We start from the raw sequence: 12,900 nt of genomic DNA, 5'->3' as shown, positions 1-12,900 counted from the left end.
AGCCTCGCCCGTAAATACGGCCCGCATCCGGGGCGGCGCTGGGTGCCTTACTCCCAGGGGGTCTGGCGCTCGACGGTCTGGTCCCGGTCGGGGCCGACGCCGACGGCGTAGACGGGCGCGTCGAGTTCGCCTTCGAGGTATTCGAGGTAGTCGCGGCAGGCGGCAGGCAGCGCCTCGTACCCCTCGGCGGCGACTGCGCTCCAGTCCTGCTCGCTCCACGTCTCGAACTCCCGGAAGTTCGGCTCACACCGCGCCCACTCCTCGGTGGTGGCGGGCACCGTGGTTCGGGTCTCGCCATCGAGCTCGTAGCTGTGACAGACCTTCAGCTCCTCTAGCCCCGCGAGCACGTCGACGTGATTCACCGCCAGCCCGGTGAACGACGAGCGTCGCGCGGCGTGGCGCAGCATCGGCACGTCGAGCCAGCCGATCCGTCGCGGCCGGCCGGTGACGGTGCCGAACTCCCCACCTTTCTCGCGGATCTCGTCGGCGAGTTCGGCCTCGTCGGCGTCCATCTCCGTCGGGAGCGGCCCCTCGCCGACGCGGGAGAGGTACGCCTTCACGATGCCGACGATCTCGCCGGCGCCGACGATGCCGGGGCCGACGCCCGAGCCGACGGCGGCGCCGCCGGCGGTCGGGTTCGAGGAGGTGACGTTGGGGTAGTTCCCGTGGTCGATGTCGATGCTCGTTCCCTGTGCACCCTCGAACAGGAGGTTGCCGCCCGACTCGTGCTGCTCGTGGAGGAAGTCGCCCGCCTCGACGAGCATGTCGTTCTCCCGGAGCCGCTGGCCGTAGTTGGCGTACTCCGCGACCAGCTCGTCGACGTCGAACTCGACGCCGGTGTCGATCCCGAACACATCCTCCGCGATCGCGCGCTTCTGGGCAACGGTGTACTCCAGCCGGCTCCGGAGCACGTCGACGTCGAGGAGGTCGCCGACCCGGACGCCGCGCCGGCCGGCCTTGTCCTCGTACGTCGGGCCGATCCCGCGCCCGGTGGTGCCGACCTTCATGTCGGTGTCCTCCTTGTCGGCCTCCTCCATCTGGTCGAACACGCGGTGGTACGGCATGATGACGTGGGCCCGCTTGGCCACGCGGACGTCGGGGTCGAGCCCCTGCTCCCGCAGGCTCTCGATCTCGTCGAACAGCGTCCGGGGGTTGACCACGCAGCCGTTGCCGAGCACGCCGGTCTTCCCGCGGACGCAGCCGCTCGGGACCAGCGAGAGCTTGTACTCCTCGCCGTCCTCGACGACGGTGTGGCCCGCGTTGTCGCCGCCCTGATACCGAACGACTGTGTCGGCTTCCTCGCCCCAGCGGTCGACGAGGGCGCCCTTGCCTTCGTCGCCGAGTTGCGCCCCGACGATTGTGACGGTCATGTGCGGCGGTTCAGTAGCCCCGGCTAAACCGATTTCGATGCCGCTATCGCACCAGCCGTGGTCGGAACGGTTAACTTCGCCCCGTGTGTAGCTATACCACCCAGATCCCCCCGACGGTCGAGGGGAAGTTTTAACCTCTCGCAAGAGAAGTTAACATACAGCATGATAGATCGACTGGAGAAAGAAGTGGACATGCTGGAGCGGCACCTCCAGGTCCTCCGAATGGTCATCGAGAACGAACCGATCGGTATCGTGAAGATGTCGAACGAGACCGGCTACCCCCACCACAAGGTACGCTACTCGCTGCGCGTCCTCGAAGAAGAGAACCTCATCGAGCCGTCGAGCCAGGGTGCGATCACGACCGATCACACCGCGGAGTTCGTCGAAGACCTCGACGAGAAGCTGGACGACACCGTCGAGAAGCTGCGGGACATGCGGATCGAGTCGGCGCCGGAAGCCGAGAACTGACGGTTTCTGCAGTTCTGAAACGCCGGTCTACAGCTCCGGAACGCTGACGTGGAACTCGCCTTCGCGGGTCTCCACGAGACAGAGGTGGTAGCCTTCCTTCCGTGAGAGCTTGACGAAGCTCTTGTTCTTGCTGCGCTTCAGGAGCCCGCCGCCGGTGGCCTCCTCGGCGGTTTCGAGCGCGCCCGGTTCGTAGTAGCTCGACGTGACGAAAAACGCCGCCGACAGCTCCTCGTTGCTCTCGGCGACGGGGGTGGCGTTCCGGATCAGCGACTCGAGCATCGGCTCGGTCGCGGGCTCCCGGGAGTCGTTGAGGTCGGTGACGACCAGCGGCTGGCCCATCCGGTCGCGCAGCACCACGTCGAAGGAGACACGCTCCTCCTCGGCCTCCTCGCCGAGGGTCACCTCGCCGCGGAGTTCGATCCGGTCGATCTTCGGGAGCGCGTCGTACAGCGTCCCCATCGACGTCTGATTCCGCGTCTCCCGAACGTCGTGGACGAACGTCCGGGTCAGCCACTCCACGAACCCGTACTCGATGGTGTCGTGGAGCCACTCCTCGAACGGTCGGCCGTCGACGACTGCGCCGTCGTCGTCGAACTCCGTGTGGTGTTCGAGCCGGAGGTTGTCGTTGACCGCATCGCGGCCGGCGTCGCCGGAGTGGGCGTCTTCGAGCGTCGGCCCGCCCTTGCGTTCGTAGCGAACGAACAGGTTCGTGCCGGCCATCGCCTCCTCCGGCGTGATCTCGTGGTCGCCCTCGGGGACGTACTGCTGGACCGCTTCGAGTTCGGACTCGGCCGCTTCGAGCTCCGTCTCCAGCCGGTCGACGGTCGACCTGAGCTCCTCGAGCTCGGCTTCCAGCTCCTCGGCGGTCGCCGCCGCCTCGTCGCGCTCGCGTTCGAGCCGGTCGCGCTCGCCGGAGAGCCGTTCGTTCTCCGACTCGAGACGGTCGGTTTCGGCCTCCAGCTCCTCGACGTGCTCGCGGAGCCGGTCGCGCTCCTCGCGGAGCGCCTCGACCTCCTCGGCCGACTCGCTGCTCGACGCCGGCTCCGTTGTCGGCGTGGGCTCGGAGCTCCCGTCGTCGTCGGACTCCCGTGATACGGAGTTCTCGGGGTCGAGCGCCGGGATCGTCGCCCCCTCCCGCCACTCGGACTCGGCTTCGAACCGCTCTCGGGCCCCCGAGGATCCCCCGGCCGACGATCGCTCGGTCGACGCTCCGGCTGTGGACCGCGCAGTCGACTCGTCTGCCGACCTCGATTCGTCGCCGCCGGACATCGCCGCCTCCGCGGCTTCGCCCGCCGATCGGTCCGTTCGCATCGACGCGGTCGACTCCGTCTCCTCGGCCCCACTGTCGGCTGTTTCCGCCTCCGACGACCGGTCGCGAGGGGTCCGCGAAACCGACGGTTCGTCGTCGCTCCCGGCCGCCCCAGCCCGGGATTCGTCGGCCGAACTCTCCTCGTCGTCCCCCTCTGGGGTGTCGGCCCGTTCAGCCGCGCCGGCAGTGCTGGGCTCTGCCCCCGTCGCGGCTCCACCGTTCGGAGCGGACGGCTCCCGACCCGATGTGGCGTTCTCGTCCGCGATGGACTCTTCGCCCGGGGCGGACTCCCCACCCGTCTCGGGCTCGTCGGTGCTCGCGGCGGCGGCCGCGGCGTCGCCGAAGGAGTCCGGCTCGGGCACGTCGACGATGTCGAGGTCGACGGTTCTGACCCGGTAGATGCCGACCTCGTCGTCGGCGCGCTCGAACGCCTCGTCGCCGGAGATGCGCCGACGCTGGTTCCCGATGAACGCGACGGGCAGCCGGCGGCCGCCGTAGTAGACGAGGTAGTAATCACCCGAGAGCACGTTCTCCGAGAGTTCGACGTAGCCCGTGAAGTTGCCCGACTGCAGCGTCTGATCCACCTCCGAGATCGGCGTCTCCTCGGTGTAGTACTCCCCCCGGACCTCGCCACCGGTCTCCTGCATCGCGAACAGCAGGGGAAGCGAACGGTCGGGAGCGACGTAGGCTGTGCCGTCGGCGTCGGCGAACCGGTCCATGTCGCCGTCGAACACGCCGAGGACCCGGCCGTTGAGCATGAACAGCCACGCCCCGCCGTCGGTAACCGCCCCCGTGAACTCCCCTTCGGCGAGCTCCCGGAGCCCGGCGTGGCCGTCGGAGAACGGCTCCGAATCCCAGTCGGTCACCCGCTCGACCGTTTGACTCTCCATCGTTGATCGGTACTCGCCCGGTGCGGTCAAAATACTTTGTGGAGCGTCCCCCGATCCGGACAGCGGTCTGACGCGTTCACGGCGGGACAGGCACAGCGGCGACGGTCAGCCGAGCGCCCGAACGACCGCGGCCACGATCGGCGCCCCGAGTAGCGCCAGCGCGACGATCGCTACCGGAGGGGCCCCCTGTGTCGGCGGGAGCGATCCCGTCACCGTCAGCCAGACCGCGCCGGCGGCGACGACGACGATCCCGAAGCTCGCAGTGCTCGCGACCGCGCGCTCGATCGACGTGGCCACGATCGCCAGGGGGAGGGCGGCGACGAGCATCCCCGCCGGGTGGGCGACCGTCGCGGCGGCGCCGAACAGCCACGCGAGCGCGCTCGCGGCGTCGGCGAACCGCCCGTCGCGGACCGGCCGGAGCCGGCTCCCGTAGGCGAACAGCGTCGGCGAGGGCTGAGTCACGTTCGTGAAAAGCGGTGGCTCGTACATCAATCCACCCACTCCGGGCGAACGTCCGAAGGGATAACTAAGAGGCGTCCGTGAGCCGACCCGTGTCCGCTCAGTTCTCGCTGGACGCCGCCACTCCGCGGCGGGAGATCGCACGCCTCACGGGGCCGGTCGCGGTCGTCGTGTCGATCGGGGGGATACTCCTCGCGACGGTGCTCTCGCCGACGTTCTCCTGGGCCGGGGCGCTCTCGGATCTCGGCGTGACGCCCGGGAGCGCGTGGCTGTTCAACGGCTCGCTGGTCGTCGGCGGCCTCGTCGGCGCGCCGTACGCGTGGGCGCTGTGGAGCGCTGGGGCCGACCCGCTGGGCCACCTGCGCGCGGTGACGTACCTACTCGCACTGGTCGGGATGGTCGGCGTCGGCCTCGCCCCCGCCGGCCGGCCGCTGCATTTCCCGTTCGCGATCTCGTTTTTCGTGTTCGCCGCGCTGACCGCGGTGGTCGACGGCGTCGCCCGCTTCCGGCTCGACACCGGGAAGCTCGCGCTACTCGCGGGCGTGCTCGCACCGCTCGCGTGGCCCGTGTGGCTGCTGTGGCTGGGCGGTCGTGGGATCGCCGTCCCGGAGTTCGTGGGCGCGGTGCTGTTCGGTGTCTGGGTGGTCGCGCTCAGCCCCGAACGCCCCGGCCGCCCGACGTAGCTACGTCGCGAGCTCGGCGAACGCGTCGACGGCGTCGTCGTCGCCGGCCACGACCAGCGTGTCCCCCTCCTCGATCCGCATCCCCGCGTCGATCGACGTGATCGTCCGGCCGTCGCGTTCGATCGCGATGACGGTGCAGCCGGTTCGGGCGCGTACGTCCGCGTCCGCGAGCGAGTGGCCCACCAGCGCGGGCGCCTCCCGTCTGACGACCTCGACCTGTGTCTCGGGCGTGATCACTTCCTCGTCGAGCAGTTTCGACGCGAGCATCCGGCCGCTGACGGTCGGCAGCGAGAGCACGTACTCCGCGCCGGCGCGGTAGAGCTTCGGCGGCGAGTCGGCCTCGTTGGCTCGCGCGATGACGTTGGTCTCCGGCGCGACCTGTTTGGCTACGAGCGCCGCGAACAGCGCGGTCGTGTCGTCGGCCAGTGCGAGCACCAGCGCCTCGGCGCTCTCGATCCCTGCGTCCTCCAGGGTCGCCGGGTCGGTTACGTCGCCGACGATGTCCACGCCGGGTTTGTCCTCCACGTCGACGATGGTGGCCGGGACGCCCGCGGCGGTGATCGCTTCGGCGACCGCGGAGCCGACGACGCCGTAGCCCGCGATCGTGATGCCGGACCGCGCCGAGCGACCCTCGGCGATGCTCCGCTGTTTCATCGTCTCGACGCCGTCCTCCGGCCCGGCGACGAGCAACACGGTGTGCTCGTCGATAGTCCGGCCCGGATCGGGTGCCGAGACGAACTCGCCGCGGAACCACGCGCCGATGATGTTGGCCCCCGGCAGCTCCTGGATCCCGCAGTCGCCGATCGTGCTCCCGTCGAGTGGCGAGCCCCGCTGGACCAGCAGCTCGCCGACCTCGAACTCGTCGGCGATCTCGACCGCGCCGCTCAGCTCCGAGGAGAGGGCGGCCGACGCCTTGCCCGCCAGCGACTCCCCGAGCACGTCCCGGGGATGGATCACCTCGTCGGCGCCGGCGTAGCGGTGGTAGTCCGCGTGGCTCTCGTCCTCGACGAGGCTCAGTACCCGGGTCTCGGGAGCGACGTGCTGGGCGGCGAGGATCACGCTGGCGTTCGTCTCGTCGTCGTCGGCCACCACCACCGCGCTGGCGGCGGCGATGGAGACGGCTTCGAGCGTCTCGACCTCCTCGGGGTCGCCGTGGACGACTTCGACGCCGTCTGCCCGGAGCGACTCGACGGCGTCGAGATCCGACTCGACGACGACGTACGGCTGACCGCGCGCGCTCAGTTCGGTGATCAGCGTGTCGACCGTCGGCGAGAACGAACAGATCACGATGTGCCCCTCGCCGTCGAACGTGCGGGACGGTCCCGACGACAGTGCCTCCGCGAACAGCGGCAGCACGAACGCCGGCAGCGTGAGGAAGATGAGCGCGACGCCGGTGAACTGCATCGCGATCGACAGCGCGAGCATCGGCGTGGTGTCCCACTGGCCGGCCTGCTCGCCGTAGCCGACGGTGGTGAACGTCTCGACGACGACGTGCAGCGCCTCGATGAACCGCATCTCCACCCCCTCCAGCCGCGCCATCCCGAACTGGTAGAGGAGGGCGTAGGCCAGGATCACCGCGGCCGTCCCGAGGAGGTAGAGCCCAACACGCCGCGCCGGGTTCGCCATACCCTCCAGTCCGGGGGGAGGGGCTAAAAACCGCCGGGCCCCGGTGCGGTCCGAACCTCAGCGTTCGACTGGGCGCACGCCGAACATCGCGGCGACGGCCAGTAGCCCCGCACCGAGCAGGAACGACTGGCTCCAGCCGAGCGTCGCTTCCGAGGCGCCGACCTGCGTGCCCAGCGGCCCGCGGATCGACGACCAGACGAACTGGTACGTGCCGGCCGTACCCATCGCGAGCGCGCCGACGGCCACCAGCCACCACCGCGAGAACGGGAGCGCGTCCGCGTCGGCCGCCATCAGACGAGTCGGGAGAGCCGCTCGCCCAGGAGTGCCCGGAAGCGGTCGACGTCCACGTCGACGGCGACCCGGGCGGTCCGCTCGGCGTCGGTGAGGCCGTACTCGTCGAACATCACCGCGCCGCGGGCATCGCCGTCGTCGACGAACACGTCGGTCGGCGCCGACTCGTGGGTCAGCACGTCCGCGAACAGGCCCGCGACCACGAGGGCGTCGTGCTGTGCGGCGTGTTCGAGGCCGACGCTCTCGCGCACCCAGTCGGGGTAGTAGTCGAGCCACGCCCGGATCGTCTCCGCGGTCGCCGAGTCGCCGTCGACGACACCCGGCGGCACCTGGGCGCGGTGGGTGACGTTCAGCCCCGCGACCTTCGGGTTCGCGTCCCAGACGACGCGTCTCGCCGCGGCAGGGTCGGAGTAGAAGTTCGCCTCCGCCATCGGCGTCCGATTGCCGGTCGCGCGGATCGTCCCGCCCATCACGGTGACCTCCTCGAGGCGCTCGGGGAGGTCGGGGTCGCTCATCAGCGCGACCGCGACGTTCGTCAGCGGGCCCAGTCCGACGAGCGTCAGATCGTCGTGTTCGGTCGCCTGCTCGCGGATGAACGCCGGCGCGTCCGTCGACACGGGCTCGGCGGCCGGTCCGGGCAGCTCGCCGGTGATCCCGCCCTCGCCGTGGATCTCCTCGGCGGTCTCGAGTTCGTGTGCCAGCGGCCGACCACAGCCCGCGGCGACGGGCACGTCCGTCCGGTCGAACAGCGTCAGCACCGACAGTGCGTTCCGTGTCGCGTTGTCGACGCTCGTGTTGCCGGCGACCGTCGTCACGCCGACCACGTCGAGCTCGTCGCTCGCGAGCGCCAGCCCCAGCGCGACGGCGTCGTCACAGCCCGGGTCGACGTCGAGCAGCACCTTCCGTGACATGGCCCCGCGTTCTGGCCCGCCCGACAAATACCCCCCGCGACTCAGATGATCTGCCAGCCGCCGTCGACGTGGAGCAGCTCACCCGTCACGTACCCCGCGGCGTCGCTCGCGAGGAACACCGCCGCGGGCGCCACGTCGGTCGGGAACCCCGCCCGGCCCAGCGGAACCGGCTTGAGGAACTCCCCTTCCTCGGCGCCCTCCTGGGCCTCCTCGGTCCACCCCTCGAGGAACTCCGTCGCGATCTGCCCGGGGGCGACGGCGTTGACCCGGATCTCGTGCTCCGCCAGTTCGAGCGCCGAGCCGCGGGTGATCATCCGGATTGCCCCTTTGGTGGAGTCGTACTGCACCTGCCCGAACTGCGCGACGTTCGAGCTGATGGAGGCAGTGTTGACGATGCGGCCCGCGACGCCGCGGTCGATCATGTCGTTGGCGGCGATCTGGGTGCCGAAGAACACCCCCTTTGCGTTGACCGCGTGGATGCGGTCGAACTCCTCCTCGGTAATCTCCCGCATCGCGCCGCCGATGTAGAGGCCGGCGTTGTTCACCATCACGTCGACGCCGCCGTACTCGCGGGCGGCCTCGACGGCGACGCGGATCTCCGCGGGGTCGGAGACGTCGGTCTCGACGAACTCGGCGGTGCCGCCGTCGGCCTCGATGCGCTCGTGGGTCGGCTTCTCGGCGTCGCGGTCCTTCGGCTCGGGGTCGATGTCGGCGTTGAGGACGGTCGCGCCGGCGTCGGCGAACGCGAGCGCGATCGCTCGCCCGATGCCGGAGCTCCCGCCGGTGACGACGACCGTCTCGTCGGTGAAGTCGTACTGAACTGTACCCATACCCCCGCCCACGGCGGAACCGCACTTAATTCCCGACGCGTTCGCGTGACGCCGTCGGGATCGTCCCGCCCAAGAGCTATCGGGGCGGGCGACCCATCGACGGGCATGGCCCGCCACGTGAGCCGGGAGAAGCAGTCGCCGAGGTATCTCGACGAGGAGGACATCGATCCCGAGAAGGGCGACATCGCGGTCTGTCGCTGCGGGCTCAGCGACGACCACCCGTTCTGTGACGGCTCCCACCGACGGACAGAGGACGAGGGCGACGGCGTGTACTGCTACGTCGACGGGGAGCGCCGCGAGATCGCGAGCGTCACGTTCGCGGACGGCGAGACCGTCGAGTACGGCGAGGAGAAGTCGGACTGACGCGTCGGGCGATCGACTGCGCGGCTGGTGGACCCGCGCTCGCTGCCGAGAAGGGCCGAGCCGGGGACCGCCGACGTCACTCCTCGACGATGAACTGGGCGGCGATCGACCCGACCTCGCTCATCGTCTTCGGCTCGTCCACGGCGTCCGGGAACGGCGAGTCGCCGTTGAGCTTGTTGAGGAACCCCGCGTGCCGGGCTTCGACGCTGTGAATCCCGATCGCGGCGTTGAACACGTCGTCGTTGGCGACGGTCGGCGCGGCGCCGGCGTAGGCGGCGACACCCGTGTTCTCCAGCGCCTTCGCGACGCCGAAGAACTCCGAGGGCGTTTCGTAGCCGAAATCGTACGTCGCTTCCTCGACGGGCGTGCCGCCCAGCGCCTCGATCGTGTCGGAGATCGCCGACACGTGGGCCGCCTCGTGGTCGCCGACGGTCCGGAGGTAGCCGGGCACGAGATCACGCAGCCCGTCGTCGAACTGGTGGAGCACGTCGGCGTCGCGCAGTTCACTGTCGCTGAACTCGGCGATTCCATCGCGGTAGAACGCGTTCTCCAGGTGTTCGAGCGTCAGTGCGTAGTTGAGCACGTCGAGGTCGCTCGTGTCGTCCGGGCGCTTGCGGTCGTGGACCGGCCGGTACTCGCGGAGCTCGTAGACGCTCGGGTCCACCTCGCTGGTGACGAACCCGCCGGCGATTCCGAGCACCTCATCGATGGATTTGGCCTCGTCGACGGCGTCCGGGAACGGCTGGTCACCGTTGACGACGTTCAGGAAGCTCGCGTGGCGGGCCTCGACGCTGTGGATGCCCGCCGCGACCGTCAGCAGCCCGTTGTCCACGATCTGGGGCGCGGCGCCGGCGTAGGCGGCGACCCCGGTGTTCTCAAGCGCCTGTGCGACGGCGAAGAACTCCGAGGCGGTGGTGTAGCCGAACTCGTAGCTTCCCTCGGCGACCGGATCGCCGCCCAGCGACTCGATCGTCGCGGTCAGCGCGTCGACGTGAGCTTTCTCGTGGTCGCGAACCGTCGCGAGGTAGCCCGGGACGGCTGTCCGGATCGTCGCACCGAAGCCCGAGAGCGCGTCCGCGTTCATCAGCTCGTCGTCGGAGAACGCCATCAGCCCGTCGCGGTAGAACGCGTACTCCAGATGCTCGAGCGTGAGCGCGTAGTTCAGCAGCGGCACGTCGGGCGCGGCCGCGGGCGGACCCTCACAGGGCAGTCCGTCGTCCTGCCCGACGGAGAGCCCCTCCGGGCGGGGGTGAGTCGAGTCAAGCTGCTCGCGCTCGGCGGCGAGTGCATCCTGTGCGACCTCGTTGGGGTTCACCCAGCGCGTGCCGGCGATCTGGACCCCGATGATCTGCCCGTCCGGCACGTCGTCGTCGGCCACCGAGAGGGTGTAGTTGCCGCTGTAGCGCGGCTTTCCGTCCGGGTAGGGTTCGAGTTCGTTCGGCCCGACGACGAAGCCGACGTCGTAGCCGTCCTCGGTCTCTCGAGCCATGAGTACGCCGGAGTTACCGGAGACGCACACCGAGAGCTTCTCCGTGCCGTAGAACGCGGGCTTGCCGATCGCTTCGTGGGCGCTCGCAGTCCCGGCGAAGCCGGCGCTTGCGACGGCGCCGACGCCGAGTGCCTTCATCACGGTTCGTCGGTCGACACTTGTCTCACGACTGTCGTCGTCCGATTCGAGTAGGTCGAAGTTTGCCACAGTCGCGCCCACGTCGCTGGCGGAGTAAGTTATGATCCGATTTCAGCCCGTATGGGGACGTTAACGGAAGGGAACGAGGTAATCTGCTCCCGGGCGGGTGCTACGCGGAACTGTTTAGGCCGATGGCGCGCGCAGTCGGGGTGTGTACCGGACCGGCCACCTCGGGGTGTCGATGCTCGTGTTCGCCCCGATCGGCTCCCTGCTGGTCGCGATCGGCCAGCCGCTGGCGGCGCTCGTGACCGGCGGCGCGATGCTCTGGCTCGCGATGCTGCCCGACGTGGACCACCGAATTCCCGGGGTCCCGCACCGTGGACCGACCCACTCGCTGCTGTTCGCCGGGCTCGTCGGCGGGGCGTTCGCCGGCGCGGGCGCGCTGCTGGCCGAGGGCGTGGGGACGGTCGGCCGGCTCCAGCTCTCGCTGTTCGGTTTCTTCGTCGGCTTCGTCAGCGTCAGCGCCCACCTGCTCGGCGACGTGCTCACGCCCGCGGGCGTGGACCTGTTCTGGCCGTGGGGCCGGGAGTTCAGCCTCTACGTCACCCGCGCGGACAACACGCTCGCGAACTGGGGGCTGTTCCTGCTGGGAACCTTCGCGCTCGCCGCCGCGGGCTCGCTGGCGGCTCAGGGCGTCTGATCGGTGACGAGCACCGCACTGATCGCCCAGCGTTCGTACCCCAGCGACCTGGCGAGCGCGACCGACGCCGGCGCCGACTCGCGGGTGCGGTAGCGGACCACCGCGTTCCTGTCCACATCGAACGCGGTCTTCGTGATCGTGGAGACGACCGCGCGCCCGTAGCCGCGCCCGCGGTGCTCGGGGTCGACGACGACGCCCACGTCAGGGAACGGGAGGTGGGTCAGCGTCGCGACCGCCGCGAGCTCGCCGTCGACGAACAGCCCCGCGGTCTGCCCGGGCCGGAACACGGGCGAGGCGCGGGCCCACTCCTCGCCCGGGACGCGCTCGCGGAGTCGTTCGAACGCGTCCCGGTCGGCGCCGACGAGCAGGCGGGCATCGGTGTCGACCGGCGAGAACGAGGCCTCGTCGACGTAGCCGAGGAAGTACGGACCGTGGACGGCATCGACGCCGGTGTCGCTATCCGCCAGCGCACGCGTCACCGCCTCGGTCGCGGGGAGGTCGGCGTCGCTGAGTGTGTCTGCGGCCTCGACGAGCGCGGCTTGGAGATCCGCGGGGGCGGCCACGACCAGCGCGTCGCTGCGGCGGACGAGGCGGATCGTCCCCTCGGTGGCCGTGTCGACGACCGTGACCCCCGATTCCGAGAACACCGCGGGCGAACAGTCAAGCCGCTCGGCCCAGTGGCGGGCGATCCGGTCCTCGGTGTCGGGCGCGAGCGTCATCGCTTCCACCTCTGAGCGCGAGACGCAAAAAGAGCGGTCGTCTTGAAGTGGCCGCCCGCCCAACGGCCGGCGATGGCCGACCCAACGCTCGATGACGACGCGATGACCCGCTTCGAGGTGCCCGAGTTCGAGGAGCTTCCCGAGGATCTGCAGGACCGTATCACGGAGGAGACCGAAGAGGCCGGCTTCACGCCGAACGTGTTCTCGGCGTTCGCGTACAAGCCGAGCCACTTCCGGGCGTTCTTCGACTACCACGACGCGCTCGTGGACGACACCGCGCTCGACCGCGAGGAGGTGGAGATGATCGTCGTCGCGGTCTCGGGGCGGAACCACTGCTACTACTGCAACGTCGCCCACGGCGCGCTGCTGCGGATCTACTCGGGCGACCCCGAGCTCGCCGACCAGCTGGTCGCGAACTACCGACAGGCCGACGTGAGCGAGAAACGGATGGCGATGCTCGACGTGGCCGTGAAGCTGACCGAACACCCCGACCGCGTGACGGAGGCCGACCTCGAACGGCTGGCCGAGGTGGGGTACAGCCCCGAAGCGATGTGGGATATCGCCGCCGTGACCGCCTTCTTCAACCTCAGCAACCGGATGGCGATGTTCGCGGACATGCGGCCCAACTCGGAGTTCCACACGATGGGGCGCTGA

14 protein-coding genes are annotated in these 12,900 nt (G+C 69.9%); 5 read left to right on the top strand and 9 right to left on the bottom strand.

Features of this window, described 5'->3' with window-relative positions; genetic code table 11:
- Positions 1 to 47 precede the first annotated feature (47 nt).
- On the bottom strand, positions 48 to 1,370 hold the full coding sequence (locus BN1959_RS09930; protein WP_053948507.1) for an adenylosuccinate synthase: 1,323 nt from the start codon (positions 1,368 to 1,370) through the stop codon (positions 48 to 50).
- Between the two features lie 162 nt (positions 1,371 to 1,532).
- Between BN1959_RS09930 and BN1959_RS09925 the strand changes: the two genes are divergently transcribed.
- Positions 1,533 to 1,838 (top strand): hypothetical protein, encoded by a 306-nt coding sequence (locus BN1959_RS09925; protein ID WP_053948506.1) that lies wholly within the window; start codon positions 1,533 to 1,535, stop codon positions 1,836 to 1,838.
- Between the two features lie 27 nt (positions 1,839 to 1,865).
- On the opposite strand, the gene BN1959_RS09920 is transcribed toward BN1959_RS09925, so the two are convergent.
- Both BN1959_RS09920 and BN1959_RS09915 read right to left on the bottom strand, forming a co-directional pair.
- Positions 1,866 to 4,037 (bottom strand): DUF7527 domain-containing protein, encoded by a 2,172-nt coding sequence (locus BN1959_RS09920; protein WP_053948505.1) that lies wholly within the window; start codon positions 4,035 to 4,037, stop codon positions 1,866 to 1,868.
- Between the two features lie 105 nt (positions 4,038 to 4,142).
- Entirely contained in the window at positions 4,143 to 4,526 is a 384-nt protein-coding gene (locus BN1959_RS09915) for a hypothetical protein (RefSeq protein ID WP_053948504.1), read from the bottom strand.
- Positions 4,527 to 4,588: 62 nt separating this feature from the next.
- Here BN1959_RS09915 and BN1959_RS09910 point away from each other — a divergent pair, with 62 nt between their 5' ends.
- Positions 4,589 to 5,179 carry a DUF998 domain-containing protein gene (locus BN1959_RS09910; RefSeq protein WP_079978658.1) on the top strand — a complete coding sequence of 197 codons (591 nt, stop codon included), beginning with the start codon at positions 4,589 to 4,591 and terminating at the stop codon, positions 5,177 to 5,179.
- Here BN1959_RS09910 and BN1959_RS09905 read toward each other — a convergent pair whose 3' ends face one another.
- Genes BN1959_RS09905 through BN1959_RS09890 form a run of 4 tightly spaced genes read right to left on the bottom strand, consistent with a single transcriptional unit; the run spans position 5,180 to position 8,837 of the window.
- Positions 5,180 to 6,805: a potassium channel family protein gene (locus tag BN1959_RS09905; protein WP_053948503.1), complete on the bottom strand. Its 1,626-nt coding sequence runs from the start codon at positions 6,803 to 6,805 to the stop codon at positions 5,180 to 5,182.
- A 57-nt stretch (positions 6,806 to 6,862) separates the two neighbouring features.
- Complete coding sequence (locus tag BN1959_RS09900; RefSeq protein ID WP_053948502.1) at positions 6,863 to 7,096, bottom strand: hypothetical protein; 234 nt, start codon at positions 7,094 to 7,096, stop codon at positions 6,863 to 6,865.
- Entirely contained in the window at positions 7,096 to 8,007 is a 912-nt protein-coding gene (locus BN1959_RS09895) for a nucleoside hydrolase (protein WP_053948501.1), read from the bottom strand. Before BN1959_RS09895 ends, BN1959_RS09900 begins: the two co-directional genes overlap by 1 nt.
- A gap of 41 nt (positions 8,008 to 8,048) precedes the next feature.
- Complete coding sequence (locus BN1959_RS09890; protein WP_053948500.1) at positions 8,049 to 8,837, bottom strand: SDR family NAD(P)-dependent oxidoreductase; 789 nt, start codon at positions 8,835 to 8,837, stop codon at positions 8,049 to 8,051.
- Positions 8,838 to 8,942: 105 nt separating this feature from the next.
- On the opposite strand from BN1959_RS09890, the gene BN1959_RS09885 reads away from it, so the two are divergent.
- Positions 8,943 to 9,200, top strand: a complete 258-nt coding sequence (locus BN1959_RS09885) for a CDGSH iron-sulfur domain-containing protein (RefSeq protein ID WP_053948499.1) — start codon at positions 8,943 to 8,945, stop codon at positions 9,198 to 9,200.
- A gap of 76 nt (positions 9,201 to 9,276) precedes the next feature.
- Here the strand turns inward: BN1959_RS09885 and BN1959_RS14425 are convergent, their stop codons facing one another.
- Entirely contained in the window at positions 9,277 to 10,896 is a 1,620-nt protein-coding gene (locus tag BN1959_RS14425; RefSeq protein ID WP_237560322.1) for a ferritin-like domain-containing protein, read from the bottom strand.
- A gap of 142 nt (positions 10,897 to 11,038) precedes the next feature.
- Between BN1959_RS14425 and BN1959_RS09870 the strand changes: the two genes are divergently transcribed.
- Positions 11,039 to 11,527: a metal-dependent hydrolase gene (locus BN1959_RS09870; protein WP_053948498.1), complete on the top strand. Its 489-nt coding sequence runs from the start codon at positions 11,039 to 11,041 to the stop codon at positions 11,525 to 11,527.
- Here BN1959_RS09870 and BN1959_RS09865 read toward each other — a convergent pair.
- The gene (locus BN1959_RS09865) at positions 11,515 to 12,246 is read right to left on the bottom strand and encodes a GNAT family N-acetyltransferase (protein ID WP_053948497.1); all 732 of its coding nucleotides are present in this window, start codon (positions 12,244 to 12,246) and stop codon (positions 11,515 to 11,517) included. The two genes, BN1959_RS09870 and BN1959_RS09865, sit on opposite strands and share 13 nt — an antisense overlap.
- Positions 12,247 to 12,318: 72 nt before the next feature.
- On the opposite strand from BN1959_RS09865, the gene BN1959_RS09860 reads away from it, so the two are divergent.
- On the top strand, positions 12,319 to 12,900 hold the full coding sequence (locus BN1959_RS09860) for a peroxidase-related enzyme (protein WP_053948496.1): 582 nt from the start codon (positions 12,319 to 12,321) through the stop codon (positions 12,898 to 12,900).

Source organism: Halolamina sediminis, assembly GCF_001282785.1.
Lineage (GTDB): Archaea > Halobacteriota > Halobacteria > Halobacteriales > Haloferacaceae > Halolamina > Halolamina sediminis.
The sequence above is the reverse complement of the archived record's forward strand: the minus strand, read 5'-3'. Positions and strand labels throughout refer to the sequence as shown.